The 22218-nt window shown below is 51.7% G+C and carries 10 protein-coding genes; 6 read left to right on the forward strand and 4 right to left on the reverse strand.

The window, feature by feature from the left end:
• Positions 1 to 37 precede the first annotated feature (37 nt).
• Both W01_RS02350 and W01_RS02355 read right to left on the reverse strand, forming a co-directional pair.
• On the reverse strand, positions 38 to 523 hold the full coding sequence (locus W01_RS02350) for a hypothetical protein (RefSeq protein WP_173052028.1): 486 nt from the start codon (positions 521 to 523) through the stop codon (positions 38 to 40).
• Positions 520 to 6426, reverse strand: a complete 5907-nt coding sequence (locus W01_RS02355; protein ID WP_173052029.1) for an RHS repeat-associated core domain-containing protein — start codon at positions 6424 to 6426, stop codon at positions 520 to 522. Before W01_RS02355 ends, W01_RS02350 begins: the two co-directional genes overlap by 4 nt.
• A gap of 939 nt (positions 6427 to 7365) precedes the next feature.
• Between W01_RS02355 and W01_RS02360 the strand changes: the two genes are divergently transcribed.
• Positions 7366 to 8709, forward strand: coding sequence for a fibronectin type III domain-containing protein (locus W01_RS02360; protein WP_173052030.1), 1344 nt, complete (start codon positions 7366 to 7368; stop codon positions 8707 to 8709).
• A gap of 55 nt (positions 8710 to 8764) precedes the next feature.
• Here W01_RS02360 and glnE read toward each other — a convergent pair whose 3' ends face one another.
• A complete protein-coding gene (gene glnE, locus W01_RS02365) occupies positions 8765 to 11485 on the reverse strand; it encodes a bifunctional [glutamate--ammonia ligase]-adenylyl-L-tyrosine phosphorylase/[glutamate--ammonia-ligase] adenylyltransferase (protein ID WP_173052031.1) in 2721 nt (906 codons plus the stop codon).
• Between the two features lie 106 nt (positions 11486 to 11591).
• On the opposite strand from glnE, the gene W01_RS02370 reads away from it, so the two are divergent.
• From W01_RS02370 to tldD, 3 genes are all read left to right on the forward strand, one after another.
• Positions 11592 to 15446, forward strand: coding sequence for a YhdP family protein (locus tag W01_RS02370; RefSeq protein WP_173052032.1), 3855 nt, complete (start codon positions 11592 to 11594; stop codon positions 15444 to 15446).
• 26 nt (positions 15447 to 15472) lie between these two features.
• Positions 15473 to 16387: a carbon-nitrogen hydrolase family protein gene (locus W01_RS02375; protein ID WP_173055672.1), complete on the forward strand. Its 915-nt coding sequence runs from the start codon at positions 15473 to 15475 to the stop codon at positions 16385 to 16387.
• 94 nt (positions 16388 to 16481) lie between these two features.
• A complete protein-coding gene (gene tldD, locus W01_RS02380; protein ID WP_173052033.1) occupies positions 16482 to 17927 on the forward strand; it encodes a metalloprotease TldD in 1446 nt (481 codons plus the stop codon).
• Positions 17928 to 18062: 135 nt separating this feature from the next.
• On the opposite strand, the gene ilvD is transcribed toward tldD, so the two are convergent.
• Entirely contained in the window at positions 18063 to 19739 is a 1677-nt protein-coding gene (ilvD, locus tag W01_RS02385) for a dihydroxy-acid dehydratase (protein ID WP_173052034.1), read from the reverse strand.
• Positions 19740 to 20019: 280 nt separating this feature from the next.
• Here ilvD and W01_RS02390 point away from each other — a divergent pair, with 280 nt between their 5' ends.
• Both W01_RS02390 and fghA read left to right on the forward strand, forming a co-directional pair.
• Positions 20020 to 21126, forward strand: a complete 1107-nt coding sequence (locus tag W01_RS02390) for an S-(hydroxymethyl)glutathione dehydrogenase/class III alcohol dehydrogenase (RefSeq protein WP_173052035.1) — start codon at positions 20020 to 20022, stop codon at positions 21124 to 21126.
• 11 nt (positions 21127 to 21137) lie between these two features.
• Positions 21138 to 21989, forward strand: a complete 852-nt coding sequence (gene fghA / locus W01_RS02395; RefSeq protein WP_173052036.1) for an S-formylglutathione hydrolase — start codon at positions 21138 to 21140, stop codon at positions 21987 to 21989.
• Positions 21990 to 22218: the final 229 nt, after the last annotated feature.

A 22218-nucleotide genomic window follows, 5' to 3' on the forward strand; every position in this document is an offset into this window, starting at 1 on the left:
GAATCCGCGTGGGCATAAAAACGTGCCCCTTACATGGCTATTGGCCCAACAGTGGTTTGAAAATTAGTGGGTTAAGCGGGGTCGATTTACCTTCAATCCCACCTTCAAGGCGCAGGACTATTGAAATTCCTGCTGGCGCATCTATTGTATTGATGTGAACAACATATCGATCTGGGTATGGAAAGACAAAAAACGCTCTCTTCTTCGGTTTTTTATCGACTATGGTAAGTATACTGCCAATAGGAACGAGCTGCCTTGAAACTATTTCATGTCCTCTAATTCGAAACTGGTGCAAAGCAATGAATGACAACTTGCCCGATCTGGGATCATCAGTTACACCGATAGCATAGAGTTCGCCGACGATCTCGAATTTTTGACCGCTTTGCAACTCGCTATCGCCCGGAACCGCACCACTTCCAGGCTGCAACTCTTTTGCGTAGCTTTGGCCGCAGAAGATACAAATCACAATAAATAAAGTGAATGTGAAACTAATGCGACGTATTGAATAATCAAGTTTGTTCATTTGCTTGGCGTTGGTTGCGCGGGAAGCGGTGTCGGTTGACCGACAATCCCCAAAGTTCTCAACATTTCTGTACCAACGGCAGCCACATACGTGGGGAGCATAGTGGGAATGTTGGCAAGCCAATCGGGTACGCCCGCGCTCCTGAGTGCACCAACAAGCGGATCATGTAATTCAGCCAGCGTCCTTCCCGCCGGCACATATTGTTCAATGAATGTGCTTATCGGCCCACCAGGCCATACGAAGGTGTCAGATCGACCTACGATAGGATCCACTGCTTGCCAATTCTGTTGAAACCAATAGAGTCCCGTCGGATCCCTGCGATTAACCGGACTATTTCCCACATACGCATACCAATTCACCCCATCCGCATAGCCGATTGGGTCCGTCTCCAGAAACCGCCCCAGGGTGGGGGAATACCATCTGGCCTTATAGTAATACAACCCCAGTCCGGCAATATATTGCTGTCCCGTATAACCAAAGCGGTTGGGTGGCGTGGTTCCATTCTCGCCAAATGGGCCATACCCGCGTATTGCGGTGGCGTTCCCTGTTGCGTCCGCTTCGGCGATGATGCTGCCCAGGTGGTCGGCATAGCGCCAGGTTTTGCTTGTTCCCGTGATGCTGACCAGCGGTTCGTCCATGCCGGGGCCGTGGATGTGGCGGGTGGTGAGGGTGCCCGTTCCGTCGTATTCGGCGATCAGGTCGGTGCCGTCATAGAGTAAATCCGTTACCGTGCCGTTGATGTCGGTGCGGTTCAGCCGCCCTACCGGATCGTAGCCCAGACTGGCGTTGCCCGCCGGGTTATTGCGTACCGCAGTGGTTAGCCGGTTATCCAGGTCATGGCCGTAGGTCCATATCCCGTCGCTTTGCAGGTTGCCGTTGGGGTCGTGGGTGATGGGGGTGGTGTTGCGGGTGGTGTATTGGTTGAGGCCGTTAGCGGTGCGGGTTTCGGGGGGATTGGCCAGTGTCCAGTTGCTTTGCGGATTGAGCGGGGTGGTGACGGTGATGTCGCCAATCTGGTTGCGGGCATAGCTGAAGCCCAGGTCGTTGTTGGTGCCAGTGAGGTTGTGCGTGAGGGTGGCAAGGTTGCCTTGTGTGTTGTAGGTGGCGGTGCTGGTGGTGCCGTTGCCCAGGGTGAGAGTGGCGCGCCGGGAGAGGTCGTCCCAGGTAGTGGTGGCCAGGGTGGTTACGGGGACGGTGCCGCCTTCCTTGTAGCTGAGTGGGCGGTTGAGGGCGTCGTAGTTGGTGTTGATGCTGTAGCCGTCAGGCCAGGTTAAGCGGGTGCGGTTGCCGGCGGGGTCGTATTGGGTGGTGAGCGCCCTGCCCGCTGCGGTGGTGTTGATTGGGCGTCCTGCGGTGTCGTAGGTAGTGTTGATGTCATGGCCGCCGTTGGTGTAACGGGCGGCGGTACGGTGTGACAGCAGGTCATAGGTATAGCTTGTGTTAAGAGCAGGGTTGGGATAATTGCGGCTGATGAGCCGGTTCAGGTTGTCATAGGCGAATGTCAGGCTCTGGCCATTGCGTTTGATGAGGTTGATGACGTTGCCGTTGGCGTCATAGCTTTGTTGTTCCTGGTCGGCGGGGTTGGCGCTGCCGGGGTTGGTGGGGTTGGGGTACTGGGTGGCGGTGAGGCGGTCATGGCCGTTGTAAATGTAGCGGGTGAGGTTGTTTTTGGCGTCGGTGAGGGTGGCAAGCTGGCCGTTGGGGGTGTAGCTGTAAGTAGCGGCGGTTTGCTCCAAGAGCGTGCCGACGCCGCGCAAGATTTTTTGCGGTTTGCCATCAGGGAAATAGACGGTTTCGCTGATGCGGTTGCCGCCTTCGCTGGTGGGGAGATTTTGGGTGGTCCGGATGGGACGGTCGAGGTCGTCATAGGCGAAATCGGTGACGGAGGTAGGGGCGACGGCAGCCGGACAAGTGGTGTTAGCGGTGGTCTCGGCGGGACCCCAAGTTTTAAGCAGCTTACCGCTGAAACTGTAGCTGTGGCAACTGACTAGCCATTTGACCCCAATTGGAGAGGCGGTGCGGATCAGTTGCCCGTCGGCATCGTAATAGCGATAGGTGGTTTTGTTCAGGGCGTTGGTGCTGCTGATGGGGCGGCGTTCGGTGTCGTAGGCGAGCGCTTGGGTATCGGCCACATCGGTACGGGGGCCGTCGATGTAGGTGAGGTTGCCAATGGTGTCGTAGGTGTAGGTGGTTTGGAGATTCAGGCGGCTGGCGCCAGCGTCGCGGATGAATGTCTGCGGGACATAGTTTCGGGTGCTGAGGTAGGTGGTGGTGGAGGTGAGGTTTTCAGTTGCTGAGACCGTTTGGGTGACGCTGGTGGGCAGGTAAAACTGCGGGTAGCCGAAAAGTGTGGAGGGGTAGGCGGTATAGCTGGTGGTGGCACTGGGGCGCAGGCCGTTGGGGTCGGCGGGGGCGGTAAGGGTGGCGGGCAGTCCTTGGGGGGTGTAGGTAAAGTTGGTGGTCTGGCCGCGCGCGTCGGTGGCGGTGGCGATGCGGTTGAAGGCGGGTTCGTAGCTGAACGTGCGAGTCAGGATCGGCTCGCTACTGCCGGGCTTCGGTAGCTGGCGTATGGTCTTCGGGTTGTGGGTGCAGCGGTTTTGTGTGGCGCAGGGGGCGTCGTCGTAGTCGGTTTCGACGGCGTTGCCGTCGGGCAGTTCGATGCGGATGGGCCGGCTCTGGCCATCGTAGGTGGTGAGAGTGAGGCGGCCTAGAGGATCGATGGCATCTGTGATTTTGCCGTTAGCGTCGATCCAGGAGACGTTACTGCTACCGTCGGGGGCGACTTCTTCGCTGCGGAATCCGGCGAAGTAGTATTGCCAGAGCTTGTTATTGGCATTGGTCTGGGTCTGTACGCGGCTAAGTGTGTCGTAGACGTTGGTGGCGAAGGGGTTGGCAGGATTGTTGGGGTAGAACAGTTTCGTCATACGACCGGGGAGATCGTATTGGAAGGTGGTGGCTTTTGTCAGCGAGTCGGTATAGGTAATGAGGTTGCCGTTGGTGTCGTAGGTGTAGTTTGGGCCGGCGGTACGGATGCCGTCGCGCACCTTGGATATTCGCATCGGGTTGCTGCCGGTATAGGTGAAGGTAAGTGTGCGGCCGAGGCTGTTCTGGACGCTGGTGAGGTTGTTGCCGCTATAGGTGAATTTGGCCTGGATGCCGTCCGGCTGGGTATAGGTGGTAAGCAGAAAATTTCCGGTGGCCGTGCCGGTGGTGGCGAAATTGAGCTGTGATTTGTGCAGGGTTTCGTAGGTGTAGCCGGTAGCGGGGGTGGGGTTTTTGGTCAGGCGGGTGGCGTTGCCGGGCGGTGGGTTGTAACTGCCATCGGGTAGTTTAACAAAGGCTTCGGCGTTGAGGCCTTGGCGAACGATGACGGTGTTGTCTAGCAATTGATCGCCAAACCAGCGCATGCCGACGGTGGCGGCCAGTATTTTGTCGAGCGGTTTGGCGGGGTCCTTGAGCAGGTCGAGTGCGATCCATTGTTCAATCAGTGTGCCGACGGCGTCAAGAGCGGAATCTTCGCCCATCGCCTGAAAGCCATCGGAACTCACCGTAGCGCGGCTGGCTAGGTTATGCGTCCAGCCTCGACCTAAGGAACCATCATCGCCACGCATGGCGGAGTTGTATTGCCGCCGTAGATTCAGTGCCTGTGGAAATTCGCCGACACCGACGTTGATGTCTTCGTGGGCGTAAAGATAGTTGCCGCGAACGAGGTCGATGGGGTCACCCAGCGTGTAGCCGCCGATGCCGGTATTGGTCAGCGTGTTGATCGACGTATTGAGGCCGAAGTTGGCTGCATTGGCCGGAGTTGTGCTGCTGGTGCCCGCGCCACCCAGAAGCGAGCCGCTGCCGCTGCCGATAATGGCGCCGATCGAATTGCTGCGCAGATCGAAATAACCGACGCCCGACCAGTTCGCTTCTGCAATGTTGCATTGGGACGGTAAAATCAGTCGCGCACCTGCGCTCACTGCACTCTGAAAGCGGCCTGTCCAGTTGCTGCAGGACACCAGGGTGGTCGCTATCGCGGCGTAATTCGCTGCCTTGGCATCGTAGATGCGATAGCCGTTACCAATTGCCATATCCACCAGCTTGACCGTGGAAACGGCACTGGTGCCGATCACTTGCTGCACGGCGACGGATTCAAGAATGCTGCCGTGCATGGCGCTACTGTAAAAGACAGCCGATTCTGCTGCGCTATCTTTTGTATCGCTGATGACGCTGACAATATTTCCCGGCAAGTCGACGTAGGCTGTGTTGTCTTGATAACCCGCCAGACCGAATCGATGAAAGACCAGGGTGTTGGTCTTGGCCAATCGATCCGTCATGGCCGCTGCACGATCCGTTTCAGTGATCCATGTTGCTGCCAGAATGGCAAGCGTTCCGCCCAATACGGACTCGGAGGTATCGGTGCTACCGATGACGCGCGAGTCAACGACCTTTTTGCGATGCTGTTCTATCAATCCCCGTCCGGATGCGCCCCAACCATTGCTGATGGAATAGATGTTGGCTGTTCCTGCTTTGACTTGCTGGGTGACTTGCTGATTCGCACTTGAGACCGCGTGGGTCACCGTGAATGTGACAGACCCTGTCGCCCCAGCGGTTTGCGCGGTTCCTGTCGCAAGTAATTGACCATCAAGTATCAGTTGCGGTTGCAAGGAAGTATTGAAGAGCAAGCTCAAGCGCTTGCCGTAAATTGCGTCCGAGGTCAGAGTTTGATCTATACCGGCAAACTGGACGCGTAAGGCGGATTTGTAGTTAGCGGGAAGGTCTGTCCACTCCGTCATGGCGACGCTGGTGTCGCGATAGGGCAAAGCCGTCTGGCGCAGGTCGGCGCCCGTATAGGGAATGATGGTTTGCCCGCCGATGACATCATCAAGCGCAGCCGTCGGGTTTTGACTGCGCAAATATGTGGCCAGATTGCCGGCGTAAGTCGTCAGATTATTGCGTATCGCCGTGCGATTGAGGTTCTGAATGTAATCCGCTGTCTGTGTAGCGCCTTGTTTGGCATTCGTCAGGAAATTTGTCGCGTTGTAACCGCTCGCGACCGTCAAATCGATACCGGTTTTGAAGCTATGCGGTTTGAATGAGGGATCAAAATAATACGATGTTCCATTGATTGTGGCTTTGACCCAGACATGATCGAATTTGATTGTTACCAGGCCGGCTATCAGCAAATTCGTCGGGGTACAATTGTAACTTCCGGTCGGGATCGCTTTGGCAGGGTCGTATGGGATACCGCCATTGCTCAACAGGGAAAATACTGCACAGATATTGCTGGTATTGACACCTAGCCAATCATGCACTTGCGTGGCACTCAACGTGATCTGCCCTTTGACGAAACTTGCCGTATAACCGGCTTGCCTCAACAGGGCGACCAGCAAGTCCGCCTGATCGAAGGCCGTACCTGAGTTGTCCAACATAGCGCCGAATGCACCCTTTTGCATGCCCCATACGGGGTAGTATGCAATGGTGTTGCGTACGTAGTCATAGATGAGATCCGGATCATTGCGCAAGGCGCGCGCCAGTTCGGCAACCGACGGGGCGCCCAATGCATTGGCGCTGCCCACCAGGCTGGCGCTTTCTGTTTTTGCTAGCCGGGCATCCTGGATGCTGGTGCCTAGCGGACTACCTGATTGGGTTTGATTCAGATTGGCCGGCAACCACCGTGCGGCGATCCTCGCTTCTGATTCCGCCGGTGTCACCGGGGAAAGCTGAATTCGCTGCCAACCAGGCACTTGGGCGTGAGCCGTTGATACACCAACGCCGACGCCAACACCACTCAGTCCGAGCATCATTACCAACATCGCCACGGCATGATGTCCACGTTGCCATCCACGCCCCTTGCGGTACCCGATCGGTTTATGCTGCGTAAGCAGTTTCTTGATGGCGGTTATTGCGTGCGTCATGCCAAGAAGCGTTGAATTGATTTTTTTGATGTCATATTGACCTTGAAACTATTGTTTTGTTTGCGTCACTGTGCGAACCTGGCCGTGTATTGCCAGCGTCGATATTGGCCTGACTTGCGTAGGCACTACCTCACTGCACCGTTTGCATGAGCATCGAATTAAATCAGATGCTGACTCAAGGATAGGAAGTTCGGCAGCGAGGATAGGAAATTCAATCGCGTAAGTCAACTTAACGTCGCCCAACATCCCCAACCAATCCGATTCCCATCGTCGAAATCATGACAAATTAATACCGTTTTGCACTTGATGCTCAGGACGAATAAATTTTTTGGCGCGGGCATTTAGGTTATTCCCGTTCGTGCTGAGTAGCCTTGCTCTGCAAGGCATATCGAAGTATGAACGGGCGTCAACAAAGGAAAATAGGATTAACGGACAAACCATAATGGAACAAGAATATTTTGGAGTGGGGCTTGCTATACTGAGCCTAACGTTAATAATTGATGAGACATTCAGTAATAATTGATGAGACATTTAGTTTGCAAAAACTGGGTTTTTGTAACTGTGAAAGAAATCATAACATTGTCAGCAATATAATTTTGATTTGAATGTACTTGGTCTGAGATGAGTGCTATGGGCGAATTACGGAAAATAGGGGGATTGCGGAATTTGCCCAAATTGTTAACGTTACGATTGAGTTTGGCACTTCGCTAATGAGTTGGCCATGGCATCCCCGTGGTGCAATACGATTGGACAAATAAATAAGAATAGATCACGGTTAGATTGAAGGTGAATCTGAAGGAGAATCAAAGAGTCCGAGATCGGAATCAAGCACTCGCCGCATGCAGCGGGGTATTAACACCGCTCTCCAAGCTGCTGGCTTTCAGCCAGCCTTTGCCCCAAGGGACGGGGAATTGAACCCGGAGAGATTAATATAAAGTTATGAAAAATTTAATTGGCTTACTCGTTGCATTCCTGTTGTCACTTGGTCAATCCTGCGCTGCGGACAGCTATACCTACGACGCGCTGAGTCGTCTTACCAGAGTGGCCTTCGCAAACGGTATCGCAATTGACTATGTTTACGATGCAATGGGTAATCTGCTATCCACAATTAATACCATTCCTTTTTCCCCTTCAGATGCACCCACCGTTACCACGGTCACTACCGGCAACGGAAGTGCCACTATTAGTTTCACTGCGCCTGCCAATAATGGAGGCTCGCCTATTATTAGTTACACCGCCATCAGCTCGCCTAGCGGATTTACGGGTTCTTGCCTGGCACCCTGTTCGTCAATCACCATTAATGGGCTAACTAATGGTACGGCCTACACCTTTACGGTTACAGCTACTAATGTTGCAGGTACAAGCGCGTCATCCGCTGCCTTGAACAGTGTGACACCAAGCGCGCAGGGTATAGACCACGCTCCACGCGTCCCGCGTGCCTTTGTAGCATCTTATGGATTAGATTCAAACATCACGTTTAATTGCGATACGGCTCATCCCTGCCGTACGTTTTATACAGCAATAGCTGTGGTCAATGCAGATGGTGAAGTCGTAGCAGTCGACTCTGCTGCTTATGGCGTCGTCACGCCCACTCGATCTGTTTCTTTGACGGCCGCTCCAGGTGTCTATGCCGGCATGTCCGTCTTTCCAGGTGCAACGGGCGTGACGATTGCCACCCCCGGCGTAAATGTGGTGCTGCGCGGCCTGACCATCAATGGTCAAGGAGGTGATTCAGGAATTTTAATGTCCGCTGGTGCGAAGCTTTCAATTGAAAACTGTGTTATTTCCAATTTTAATGGTGTCAATCAACACGGTGTTTTTGTTAATACAGCAGCTACCGTGCGGATGGTTGACACCATTGTTCGTGATAATAGCGTTGGCATTGGGGTTCAGGGAGGCGCGACGGCCGCTATTTCGAAATCCAAGTTTCTCGGCAATGACAGCGGCATCCTGGTTCAAAGCGCTGCCGGCACAACAACAACCGTTGCTGTCAGCAATACCGTCGTAACTGGAGGTGGTACTGGCATAGAGGCATTTTCGGGTACTTCCGGAAACGCCCGGATAAATATAGTCCGTTCAACAGTCACAAATAATACTGTCGAAGGTATCGTGGCATCTGCCACTGCTGGAACTGCCTCGGTCACCCTCAACAAAAGCATGGTATCGGGCAATGCGATTGGGTTTTATAAGGGCACCGGTGGAACGTTGAGTTCGCTGGGCAATAACACCATAACGGATAACGGCTCTAACACTGGCGCGCTTACTTTGATCACGCCCAAGTAATTATTGAAGGTTGGAGCTGGGTTGTCGTTGTGTTTGATTTTTAATCAGGCGAGTGCTACTTTTTTTCTTGACAATGTGGCCCCCAGAGTGCTTCCCATAGCGTAATTACCGATGCGGTGTCGATTTCTTTTCTGTCAATTCGATAGGGGGATTGGTTATTCAGGCGCATCTTGTGCTGCAGTGCGCGCAGGGTGCGGTAGCAGTTGCTGGCCGCCTCCGCCAATTCTACTTTTATTAATCCTAGTTCACCGGCGAGCATGAGTAGTGCCAAGTTACCGCTGTTAGCAGTCAGTTTTGGCTCGGCGTGAGCATAGGCCAATACCAAAAATTGCACTATGAACTCGATATCCACCATACCGCCGCGATCATGCTTGATATCGAATAAATCGCTGTCATTTGGATGGGTGTCCAGCATTTTCTGCCGCATTGCTACGATCTCCTGGCGCAGCACATTCAGATCACGCGGTTTGCGCAAAACGTTGTTGCGAATGATTTCAAATTGTTTGCCTACTTGTTCATCTCCAGCACAGAAGCGCGCTCGCGTCAGCGCCTGGTGTTCCCACACCCAAGCGTGCTGCTGCTGATATTCAGCGAACGCGGGAATGGAACTGACCAGCAGGCCGCTAGCGCCATTCGGACGCAGGCGCAAATCTATTTCATACAAACGACCCGCTGAGGTATAGCTGCTTAACAAGGTATTGATGCGCTGAGCCAGTCGGGCATAGATTTCTGCTGCGTCGGAATGCTGGTCGTCGTACAAAAAAATCAGGTCGAGATCAGCAGAATAGCCGAGTTCGCGACCCCCCAGTTTGCCATAGGCAATAATGGCAAATTGCGCTTGCTGTTGGTGTTTCTTGCGCGCATCACGCCAACACAGTTGCAACACATGCTGCAAAATCAAATCGGCCAGGTTGCTGAGATGGTCGCTTAGCGTTTCCAACGGCAACAACCCTTGTAAATCCATTGCCAATAAATGGAATGTTTGGGCATGTTGAAATTGACGCAGCACATCCATTTGGCGTTCGGTATCCGTATTGCATTGATCCAGTTGTGTCAACAGTTCAGCATCTAGAGCAATCCAATTGGGTGCCTGGTAGATTTCACGCGTATCGAGCAATTCATCCAGCAGAATGGGATGCTTGATTAAGTATTCGCATGCCCACTCACTGGCGCTGGCAAGGCCGATCAAACGTGGCAAAACCTTTGGATATTCGGCCAGAAAGGCCAGATAAGAGGCGCGTCGACTAATGCTTTCCAACAGATTGAGTATGCGCAGCAAGGTTTGGTCACGGTTGCTCGGCACTGCACATAGCGTAATGAACTGCGGGATCAATTTGTCCATGCGTTGGCGGCTTGAGTCCGGTAGTTGGCGGTAGCGGCCGCTGTCACGAATATGCAATAGCCGTTCAGCCAAGGTCATTGTGTCTACATAACCTAATTTGCCAAGGTCATTTTGTAATTCATCCGCATTTAAATTTTCGTGCCAAAGCGTACTTGCTATCGCGTTATCTTTTTGCGTGCTGAAAATTTGGGCGAACTGACCGCTTACTAACGAGCGGTGGTGGTTTAATTGTTTCAACATGGCGCCGTATTCTGGATAGCCCATGCCTTCGGCTAACAAAGCTTGATCGATAATATTTTTAGGTAAGTCATGAGTTTGCTGGTCATCCAGATATTGCAGGCGATGCTCCAGATTACGTAAAAAAACATAAGCTGCACTCAACTCTATTACGGTATCTGCGGTAAGTTGGCCGTTATCGCGCAGAAGTTGCAACACTTGCAAGGTGGGACGGATGCGCAGGCTGGCATCGCGCCCGCCACGGATCAATTGAAAAACCTGGGCTATGAACTCAATTTCGCGGATGCCACCTGGCCCCAGTTTGATATTGTCAATTCGGTCACGTCGCTGCACTTCATGGCTAATTTGTACATGTAGTTTGCGCATGGATTCGAATGCGCCGAAGTCCAGATATTTGCGGAATATAAAGGGTTGCACGAGCTGCATAAGCTCTTGCGTAGCGGGATAGTCTGCTGGAGAAATTACTCGAGCTTTAATCCAGGCGTAACGTTCCCATTCTCGACCTTGCTCTACAAGATATTCCTCCACCGCTGCGAAACTCATCACCAATGGTCCGCTGTCACCATAAGGCCGTAAACGCATGTCCACGCGGAATACATAGCCTTCCTGGGTTAGTTCGCTAATCAGGCTAATGAGGCGACGCCCCAGGCGGGTAAAAAAATCGTGGTTACTTATACTGCGAGAGCCATTGCTGTTGCCGTCTTCCGGATAGACAAAAATAAGATCAATATCAGAGGAGACATTGAGTTCCATGCCACCCAGCTTGCCCATGCCAATTACCAGCAATTGTTGCGGCGTGCCGCTCAGTGCACCTATGGGCTGACCATACTGTTGCACCAGTGTCTCCATAATAAAGGATTGTGCGCGCTGCACGGTCAGTTCTGCCAGTGCAGACATGCAGGTCATTACTTCTTCCAGATTGGCTAATCCACCAAGGTCGCGCGTCAGTAGCTTGAGTATGACGCGCTTGCGCAACCAGCGTAGCGCACGTGACAGCGAATCTTCGCTCGTTACGGGTAGGGTGGCTAACCATGCCGTCATTTCATCCATATTGCACGGTTGAGCATAGTGCGCACACAGCCACGGTAGTAATTCGCCTTCACTATCGAGCAGGCGCTGTGCATATCGGCTGCCACGCAGGGCGCGCTGTAAAACAATATCAAAATTAGCGGAAATGGGCATGATGACGGTATTCATTGAGGGGGCTTAGGGTTAAACTGTTTATATCTTTAATGGTTCATTATAAATCTGCTATGCGTGCCTTGGCTTGTTTGTTTACATGGTCACTTGGCCATCCCATTTTATGTTGAGAGTTTGCTTGCGCTTTTGTGGGCGTTGCTGCAATCAATTAACACGATTCGTGCTATTGGGTGCGGTGTTGCTGTTGTTCGCTGGCGGGGGATTATTGCTGACATTGCGTTACTGGATATTGCCCGATATCGAACGTTATCACGACCACATCAGCGCTATGGTCAGTCATGTTGTTGGTCAGCCAGTGACTATTGGCAAGATTGAGGCAGACTGGCATGGCATTCGCCCGCATCTCCTGTTTACGGATGTGCTTATTCTGGATAAACAGGGACAAACTTTGCTCGCATTGCAGCGAGTGGACAATGTGGTGTCGTGGATGACAGCGCTGACAGGTCAAGTACGCCTATATAGCCTGGAGATTAACCAGCCAGACCTGTTGATAAAGCGGGATGCGCAAGGCTTGTTGTATATCGCTGGCATAAAGATGTCGAGTAATATCCCCGGTCAGCCTGCGGATCACGGGCTGGCGGATTGGTTATTGCACCAAAAGCACATTGTAGTTCGTGGCGCGCGCATCACTTGGCAGGACGAGCAGCGTGCTGCGCCCCCATTAATATTAAATCAAGTAAACATGCTCATTGAAAACAGTGGGCGTCGCCACAGTTTTTCGTTGCGAGCGCAACCTCCAGCGGGATTGTCTGCGCAACTGGATCTGCGGGGTGATTTCTTTGGTACCAGTTTTGACAACTTCAATGCTTGGCGCGGGGAGTTGTATACCCAGCTTGATTATGTCGATGTTGCCGCTTGGAATACATGGTTACCGCTACCCATTTCGCCCAAACGGGGTAGAGGCGCGTTGCGCGGTTGGCTGGGGGTTGAGAACGGAAAAATCAACAAGTTTACTGCTGATCTAGCGCTGGCTGACGTACAGACACAATTGGCCGATGATTTGCCGCTTCTCGATGTGATCAAGCTGCGTGGGCGTGTTGAATGGCACGACGTGGTTCGGGGTTTTGAAATTTCCACGCGAAAATTATCATTGCAGATGAGTAATGAACTGGCGTTGCAGCCCATTGATTTATACCTGCGTTTTGCAGATGCGACAGACAAACAACCTGCTAGCGGTGCGGTGCGCGTCAATACGCTGGATATTGACCGCTTCACCAGTTTGATGCATTTTCTGCCGTTGACGCATAGTATGAAGCAACACCTTGCCAAATTTGCGCCTCAGGGACGGATCTCCGATGTGCAGGCAAAATGGCGGGGTGATTTCGATAAGCTATTGAATTATGAGATTAAGGCGCGTTTCGACGGATTATCCATACGACGCGCGGATAATATTCCGGGATTTACGCGACTGAGCGGCCAAGTGGATGGTAACGACGCTAACGGTACGTTATCACTCAATACGCGCAATTTTTTGGTGGATGCGCCACTGATTATGCCCGAGCCTTTGGCATTTGATTCGCTCATTGCACAGTTGAGTTGGCAAAAACGTGACCGCGGGATGGAAGTCAAATTTAATAAGGTGTCCATCGCTAACGCAGACGTTGCCGGAAATTTTTTTGGTAGCTATCAGTCACTACCTCAAAGTCCTGGCCTGATTGACTTGACTGTTCGTCTGACGCGCGCCGCAGTGCAGCATACTGCTCGGTATATTCCATTGGTTGCGTTGAATAGCGAAGCCCACAATTGGATACGAAATGCGTTGATCGACGGGCACGCAGATGACTTTAACCTGCGCCTGAAGGGTGATTTGAATGATTTTCCATTCGATGGAAACCGTAATGGCTTGTTTCAGATCAGGGCGCGTGCAACGGGAGTGACGGTGGAGTACGCGAAAGATTGGCCTCGTGTGGAAAATGCTGTTGCAAAATTGGTGATTCAGGGTAAACGGCTTGAGGTGACTGCTCCGACCGCTATGACTGCGGGCGGATCTGTGAAAAATGTTAGTGTCGTTCTGCCGGATATAGAAAGTCCTGGCCTGCTATTGCAAGTGCGGGGCGAGTCGGTGGGTGAAACGAAGCATGGTCTGAATTTTATTCAGCAAAGTCCGGTGCGCGAATATATCGATGGCCTCACCGATAACATGACGTCGAGTGGGATTGGTAATTTGAATCTACAAGTGGATATTCCATTGCGTGGTAGTAAGCCGGCAATGGTTTCCGGCCGTTATCGCTTTCTCGACAATGAAGTGAGTTTGGGCAAGAGCGTGCCAACTTTACATAAAGTTAATGGTGATCTGCTGTTCAGTGAATCATCGGTACGCACGGAGAACGTCACGATGCAAGTGCTTGGAGGACTTGCCACCCTGGCATTGCAGAGCAATAAAGATGGCGCTGTAAATGCCAAGATAGTCGGTCGCGCAAATATAGACGCTCTACGTGAGGTTGCGCCGCATTCGTTGTTGAATTATCTGCATGGTAGTAGTGATTGGGAGTCAGAAATTACGGTTTTAAAAAAACACATCAGTATGCAGCTCACTTCCAATTTGATCGGACTGGCATCTGATCTGCCCGCGCCATTTGCAAAGCGTGCCAGCGAGATTATTCCGCTGCGCTTCGAGATGAATAGCATGACGCCGCAACAGGACTTGTTATCGGTGCAATATGGCAAACTCCTCAGCGCGAAATTTTTGCGTTGGGATGAGGGAGGTGAACGGGTCATCAAGCGCGGCACAGTCAATTTTGGCAATGCGGGCAAGTGGTTGGAAAAGGATGGCGTGTGGCTCGTCGGCACCATGCCGCAGTTATCGATGGAAGGCTGGGGAGCGCTGGCTAGTGCGTCAGACGGGTCGACACCGGTCAGTATCGCGGGTGTCGACTTGCTGATCCAGAAGATCAGTGGGTATGGTTATATGGCCGATGATCTTCGTATCATTGCACGCAATATTAATGGCACGATTGCTGCGCAACTGGCCGCTAAGTCAGTTAATGGCGAAGTGAGTTGGCAGCCGCATGGTAATGGTAAGTTTGCTGCTCGTCTGAAAAACTTGTCTCTGGAGTTGGATCGGGATGAAAGTGGCAAAAAGAAGAGTACGATAATTCCATTTATTGCTATTAAAAAAAATGTTGCTGGCATGAAACATCCCACGCTCGACGTGGCTGTGAGCAGCCTCACGCTGAATGGAAAGAATCTGGGCAAGCTGGAGTTATTGGCGCAACAGCATGAGCGCGACTGGCTGTTGGAGCGCTTAATTATCACTAACCCAGACGGTGAGTTGACTGCGGATGGAAAATGGCAGATGGGCCCTGGCGGGGAGCAAACTCAAGTCAACCTCAAGCTGGAAATCAGTGATGCAGGGAAAATTCTGGGCCGTTCCGGCTACCCAAATAGCGTGAAGGACGGCAGCGGAGAACTAGAAGGGACGTTTTCTTGGCCCGGCGCGCCTGCTGAATTCAGCTATGCCACGCTGGATGGCACGCTCAAACTGAGTACCGGAAAAGGACAGTTCCTGCAAATCGATCCAGGCATTGGTAAGCTGCTCAGTATTCTGAGTCTGCAAGCCCTGCCCAAACGGATTACGCTGGATTTTACGGACATTTTCAGCGCTGGTTTTAAATTTGATAGCATCAACGGAGTGGCGCAAGTCAGTAAGGGGATGCTGTTTACTAATGATTTTAAAATTGAAGGCTCGGCCGCCAAAGTGACAATGAGTGGGCAGGTGGATCTAAACCAAGAAACGCAAAACTTGCGTGTGCGCATTCTGCCTACGGTGGGGAACACAGCATCCCTGCTGAGCGCGTTTGCCGCTGGTCCGGTAGTCGGCATTGGGGTCTTCATTGCTAACAAGATATTGCGCGAACCGCTCGATAAGTTGGCGTCGTTTGAATACAATATTACGGGTGCTTGGGCCGACCCGAATGTAGAAAAAGTGGGTGCAGGCAAGTCTGTGGCGCCACCATGAAATCATACTATGAAAGAATTGGAAGTATGCAAGACGAAAATACCACCCAACGACGTGTCGCGGCTCATGCGCAAATTAAGACTTTTAAGGTTGCTGCTGTGCAAATGGCTTCGGGGCCAAATGTACCGGGTAACCTGAGCGAAGCGCGCCGCCTGATCGAAAAAGCTGTGGATCAGGGCGCCCGCCTGGTTGTATTACCGGAATATTTTCCCATTATGGGACTGAATGATACGGATAAATTGGCGGTGCGCGAGCAACCGGGTAGTGGCGAAATTCAGACTTTTTTAAGTGAGACTGCGCGTGCGCATAAAATCTGGCTGGTCGGCGGTTCCATCCCACTGGTCGCCGATGTGCCGGACAAAATGCGTAATGCCTGTCTGGTGTATGACGATAATGGAGAACAGGTTGCGCGCTATGACAAAATCCATTTATTCAATCTCGAACTCGGCAATGAGCGTTACCATGAGGGGCGGACTATTGAGGCAGGTGAGCAGGTAGTGGTGGTGGATAGCCCATTCGGCCGCATTGGTTTGGCGATTTGTTACGATTTGCGTTTTCCTGAGTTGTTTCGCGCTATGCACGATGTAAATATTATTGTGCTGCCTTCCGCCTTCACTGAGACCACTGGAAAAATGCATTGGGAGGTATTGGTGCGCGCGCGCGCCATCGAAAATCTGGCTTATGTAGTGGCCGCAGGGCAGGGCGGTTATCACATCAATGGCCGTGAAACACACGGTAATAGTATGATCGTTGATCCGTGGGGGAGGGTGCTGGATCGATTGCCACGTGGCTCAGGAGTCGTGGTTGCGGAAATAAATCCATCCTATCATGCTAGCCTGCGCGCCAGCTTGCCCGCGCTGTCCCACCGTACGCCTTACCTCATGTTAGATTTAAAACACGTGGCGCCTGATTCTTGGGATGTACAGCGGGGAACGACTTGATGCAAAGCTTGTCTTGTTGAATAACAATAAGCTGGTTGAATAACAATAAGCTGGATTTTTTGTAACGATCTTTTAAATTTCTATGGGTTTGACAATGCAAAATAACGATACTGTATTTGCTCTTGCACAGCAGTCACTGCTTGCACCGCATGCGCTTGAAACTCGCCATCTGGAGCAAATGTTTTCTAAAATGCTGGCGCATAAAGTGGATTACGCTGACCTGTATTTTCAATACAGTCGCGCCGAAAGCTGGTCGCTTGAAGAAGGTATCGTCAAGTCTGGCAGTTTTGGTATCGAGCAGGGTGTAGGTGTGCGGGCAGTGAGCGGTGAAAAGACCGCTTTTGCTTATTCTGATGACATCAGTTTGGCAGCCTTGGAAAGTGCCGCACTGGCTACGCGCGCGATTGCACGGCAGGGCGGGACGCAAACTGTGCCGCTATTACACGCGAACAGCAACAGACATTTTTATCTACCACATGATCCTATCGCCAGTTTGAAAGATGCGGACAAGGTCGCGATGCTGGAACGCCTGGAGCGTTATGCGCGCGCCCTGGATCCGCGTGTTACTCAGGTGATAGCGGGACTAGCAGGCGAGTATGAGGTGGTGTTGGTGGCGCGTAGCGATGGTTTGATGAATGCTGACATCCGTCCATTGGTGCGCTTGTCGGTGCAAGTTATTGTGGAAAGTAACGGCAAGCGTGAGCAGGGGTCATCTGGCGGGGGCGGACGTTTCGACTATGCCTTTTTTACCGACGAAGTATTATACGATTACGCCGCCAAGGCGGTACATCAGGCAGTTATTAACCTGGGTGCCAGACCCGCGCCAGCGGGTAATATGACTGTGGTGCTCGGTTCCGGTTGGCCTGGTATTTTGCTGCATGAGGCCGTTGGGCACGGTCTGGAGGGTGATTTCAACCGTAAAGGCAGCTCTACTTTTTCCGGCCGGATCGGTGAACGGGTAGCAGCCGAAGGTGTTACGGTAGTGGACGATGGCACAATTGCTAACAGGCGCGGCTCGCTGCAAATGGATGATGAAGGCAATCCTACGCAACGCACGGTTTTGATCGAGGACGGCATCCTTATGGGCTATTTGCAGGACACTTTGAATGCGCGCCTGATGGGCGTGCCAATTACCGGTAATGCTCGGCGCGAATCTTTTGCGCATCTGCCGATGCCGCGCATGACTAACACCTATATGCTGAATGGCGATAAAGACCCACAGGATATTATTGCTTCAGTCAAGCATGGGTTGTATGCCGCGAATTTTGGCGGGGGACAGGTGGATATTACAAGCGGCAAGTTCGTGTTTTCCACCGCTGAAGCATACATGATTGAAGACGGTAAAATCACTTACCCGGTGAAGGGTGCAACCCTGATCGGCAATGGCCCTGAGGCGTTAACCCGTATCTCAATGATAGGCAACGACATGGCGCTTGATCCCGGTGTCGGCGTTTGTGGTAAGGAAGGTCAGAGTGTGCCGGTAGGCGTGGGTCAGCCAACGGTAAGAATAGAGGGATTGACTGTGGGCGGTACTGCGTAGGGTGTCATTCGTAGCGTGATGTGAGGAGCATAACCGCACATCACGCTACGCTTTTCATTCTTGATGACACTTTAACTATTGCACTCCTATCAAAATCTTCATCTGCTGAATAAAAACTGGACTAGCTGCCCACATTTATGCGTCCGTTACCGCGCCTAAGCTTGCGCTAGACACCAATTGGGCATATTTTGCTAATACGCCGCGTTTATAGTGTGGTGCTGGCGGTTGCCACAGGGCACGACGCCGTGCAAGCTCTTGGTCGTTTACATTCAGTTGTATCAGGCGGGCTTCAGCATCAATGGTTATAGAATCCCCCTCTTCGACCAGTGCTATGGTACCGCCCATGGCTGCTTCGGGTGCAACGTGTCCAACTACAAAGCCGTAAGTGCCCCCTGAAAAGCGACCGTCGGTAATAAGCGCGACGCTTTCGCCCATTCCGGCGCCTACCAAAGCGGCCGTGGGTGATAACATTTCACGCATCCCCGGCCCCCCTTTCGGGCCTTCGTAGCGGATTACCAGTACTTCTCCGGGATTGATTTTTTCTGCAAGAATTGCTTCCATGCACGTTTCCTCTGAATCGAATACGCGCGCGGGGCCGGTAATTTTCGAATTTTTAATACCACTTATTTTGGCCACTGAACCTTCCGTTGCCAGATTGCCTTTAAGGATCGCTAAATGTCCTTGCGGATAAATTGGATTATTCCAAGCTCGAATCACGTCTTGATCAGAACGTGGTTCTGCGGGTACATTTTTAAGTACCTCTGCGACAGTTTCGCCGGTGATAGTCAAGCAGTCACCATGCAGCAAGCCGTGTACCAAGAGCATCTTCATGACTTGCGGAATGCCGCCGGCTTGGTGAAGATCGGTTACAACGTAGCGCCCGGATGGTTTCATATCGGCAAACACAGGGACGCGTTTTCGGATTGTTTCAAAATCATCAATGCTTAAGTCAACATCCATCGCATGCGCGATTGCCAGCAAATGTAAGACCGCATTAGTCGTGCCACCTACCGCCATAACCACGGAAATTGCATTCTCGAAAGCTTTTTTGGTTAAAAGTTGAGACGGTAAAATTTGTTTCTGGATAGCTTGTACCAGTACTTCGGCCGAGCGTGCGGCGCTGTCGGATTTTTCCGCATCTTCTGCCGACATAGTGGATGAATACGGCAGACTTATACCCATGACTTCAAATGTGGATGACATGGTGTTAGCTGTAAACATTCCACCACAGGAACCCACTCCGGGACAGGCTTTGCGCTCGACCGCCAGAAGCTCTGCTGCATCGATTCGATGCGCGATGAATTGCCCCACTGCCTCGAAACTGCTGACGATGGTCAAATCACGTCCGTTGAGGTGACCGGGTTTGATGGTGCCACCATAAACGAAAATAGCCGGAATGTTCAAACGTGCGAAGGCAATCATGGCGCCCGGCATGTTTTTATCGCAGCCACCGACGGCGAGTATGCCGTCCATGCTTTGAGCACGACAGACCGTCTCAATTGAGTCAGCAATCACCTCGCGGCTCACCAGCGAGCATTTCATGCCTTCGGTACCCATCGAGATGCCGTCAGAAATTGTGATAGTTCCAAACATCTGTGGCATCGCACCCGCGGCGTGGGCCGCTTGCTCAGCCCGGGTCGCTAAAGTTCCTAACCCCGCATTGCAGGGGGTAATAGTGCTGTACGCATTGGCGATGCCTACAATAGGTTTGTTAAAATCACCATCGCCAAAACCTACGGCGCGCAACATGGCACGATTAGGCGAACGCTGCACACCTTGTGTTATGGCTTTACTATGGATGTTGCTAGGCATGATGCTTCCTTTAAATAAATTAAGTTGATACTTGTTCTGCGCTGCGTAATGGATATTGTAATTGAGATTGAAAAGTGAAATTATTTGGTGACACAACGCATGACTAATGGTAGCAGAAATCAAGCTACATTATAGGCAGCAAGTAGCTCAGTTAACGTGTATTGGAGAACTTAGTGATCCAAACCTTGCGAGCATAGAAACTGACCTTACGTTAGTAATGCTTGGTTTACAATACTTCTCTATTGAGCTATTTTTTCATGAATCATTATGGAGTTCACTGATGAAAACAAAAGCTGCAGTCGCATGGAAGGCCGGTGCGCCGCTGACGATTGAAGAAGTTGATCTTGCAGGGCCAAAAGAGGGTGAAGTGCTGGTCGAGATTAAAGCGACCGGAATCTGCCACACCGATTATTACACCTTGTCGGGTTCTGATCCGGAGGGTATTTTCCCGTCGATTCTAGGTCACGAAGGCGCGGGTATCGTAGTCGATGTCGGCCCGGGTGTTTCCTCTGTTAAAAAATACGACCATGTCATTCCTCTATATACCCCGGAATGTCGTCAATGCAAGTACTGCCTGTCGCGCAAGACCAATCTTTGTCAAGCCATCCGCTCGACTCAGGGTCGTGGTTTGATGCCGGATTCCACATCACGCTTCTCAATTGACGGTAAGGCCATCTATCACTACATGGGAACCTCGACTTTCTCCAACTACATCATTGTTCCTGAGATCGCATTAGCTAAAATCCGTGAGGATGCGCCCTTTGACAAGGCGTGCTACATCGGCTGTGGTGTGACAACCGGTGTCGGTGCCGTGGTTTTTTCAGCCAAAGTTGAAGCTGGCGCGAATGTGGTTGTGTTTGGATTGGGTGGAATCGGTCTGAACGTAATTCAAGGTGCAAAGATGGTAGGTGCTAACAAAATTATCGGAGTTGACATCAATCCCGGTCGAATTGAGATAGCACGCAAGTTCGGCATGACCGATTTCGTGAACCCGAAAGAAGTTGGAGATATTGTCAATCACATCATCCAGTTGACCGACGGTGGAGCTGATTACACTTTCGAATGTATTGGCAATATCACCACCATGCGGCAGGCACTTGAGTGTTGCCATAAAGGGTGGGGCCAATCATTCATCATTGGCGTTGCTGCCGCCGGGCAAGAAATTAGCACGCGCCCATTTCAACTGGTCACCGGTCGCGAATGGAAAGGATCCGCTTTCGGTGGAGCACGCGGCCGTACGGATGTTCCGAAAATTGTTGACTGGTACATGGACGGTAAACTGAATATTGATGATTTGATTACCCATACATTACCGCTGGAACGCATCAATGAGGGTTTTGATTTGATGAAGAGCGGCGAGTCGATCCGTTCTGTCGTGCTGTATTGAATGGCCGCGTCATGCTTGAACTGATTAGCGAATACGCATGTTTTGGAGGGGCTCAGCGGTTCTATAGTCATCATTCCGAAGCAATCGGCTTGCCGATGCGTTTTTCGGTATTCCTGCCACCGCAGACTCGAGGAGGCAAGGTTCCCGCACTATTCTGCTTGGCCGGCTTGACCTGTACGGAAGAAACTTTCATGATCAAAGCGGGTGCACAGCGTAGTGCTGCGCAGCAAGGACTGATGCTGGTTGCGCCCGATACCAGTCCGCGCGGCGCCAATCTTCCAGGAGAAGCGGACAGCTGGGATTTTGGGGTTGGCGCAGGTTTCTATCTCGATGCGATAGAAACACCCTGGAACAAGCATTATCGTATGTACAGTTATGTGTTGGAACTATATGAACTGATAGTGCGGGAATTCCCGGTGTTGCCTGCCAACATTGGCATTACCGGGCACTCAATGGGCGGGCATGGGGCGCTTGTTTTGGCGCTGCGCAATCCGGATCTTTTTAAAACGGTATCGGCATTTGCGCCGATCTGTGCACCGAGTAAATGTCCTTGGGGTGTAAAGGCATTTACTGCATATCTGGGCGGTGAGCAAGAGAACTGGCAGAAATACGATGCCAGTGCGCTCATGGAACAAAGACATGCGCCCTTTCCAAGCGGAATATTGATTGATCAGGGGTTAAGCGATAAATTTCTGCCCAATCAATTGTTTCCTCATGCGTTCGAGGCAGCTTGCCAAACTGCTCAGCAGCCATTGGAGCTGCGCAGGCATGCTGACTACGACCATGGATATTATTTTATTTCGACGTTTATTGAAGAACATATTCGATTTCACCACCAAAAATTAGGTGGAATTGCTCGGTAAAGGTGTTGATCGTATGCATCCAATTGCCAGCGTCAGCAGCATCACAGACGAAAATAGCTGGTGGAAGTGGATTTAAAGACAACGATTCACCCGGTAGCTACTATTTTAAAAAATGCTCAATTAAGATTGAGGTTGTAAAATTTCCTGATGGATATTCTATTAATTTGTGAGGCTGTGATTGCCATTGATACGATGGCTTGATACAGTGCGGTGTTTTTTCAACTAAAGG

The organism is Candidatus Nitrotoga sp. AM1P, from assembly GCF_013168275.1.
Lineage (GTDB): Bacteria > Pseudomonadota > Gammaproteobacteria > Burkholderiales > Gallionellaceae > Nitrotoga.

Excerpts from the sequence above, each read along its gene's own strand:
- W01_RS02360 (WP_173052030.1), top strand. The coding sequence starts at position 7,366 with ATGAAAAATTTAATTGGCTTACTCGTTGCATTCCTGTTGTCACTTGGT.
- W01_RS02350 (WP_173052028.1), bottom strand. The coding sequence starts at position 523 with ATGAACAAACTTGATTATTCAATACGTCGCATTAGTTTCACATTCACT.
- fghA (WP_173052036.1), top strand. The coding sequence starts at position 21,138 with ATGCTTGAACTGATTAGCGAATACGCATGTTTTGGAGGGGCTCAGCGG.
- ilvD (WP_173052034.1), bottom strand. The coding sequence starts at position 19,739 with ATGCCTAGCAACATCCATAGTAAAGCCATAACACAAGGTGTGCAGCGT.
- W01_RS02370 (WP_173052032.1), top strand. The coding sequence starts at position 11,592 with ATGTTGAGAGTTTGCTTGCGCTTTTGTGGGCGTTGCTGCAATCAATTA.
- W01_RS02355 (WP_173052029.1), bottom strand. The coding sequence starts at position 6,426 with ATGACGCACGCAATAACCGCCATCAAGAAACTGCTTACGCAGCATAAA.
- glnE (WP_173052031.1), bottom strand. The coding sequence starts at position 11,485 with ATGAATACCGTCATCATGCCCATTTCCGCTAATTTTGATATTGTTTTA.
- W01_RS02375 (WP_173055672.1), top strand. The coding sequence starts at position 15,473 with ATGCAAGACGAAAATACCACCCAACGACGTGTCGCGGCTCATGCGCAA.
- tldD (WP_173052033.1), top strand. The coding sequence starts at position 16,482 with ATGCAAAATAACGATACTGTATTTGCTCTTGCACAGCAGTCACTGCTT.
- W01_RS02390 (WP_173052035.1), top strand. The coding sequence starts at position 20,020 with ATGAAAACAAAAGCTGCAGTCGCATGGAAGGCCGGTGCGCCGCTGACG.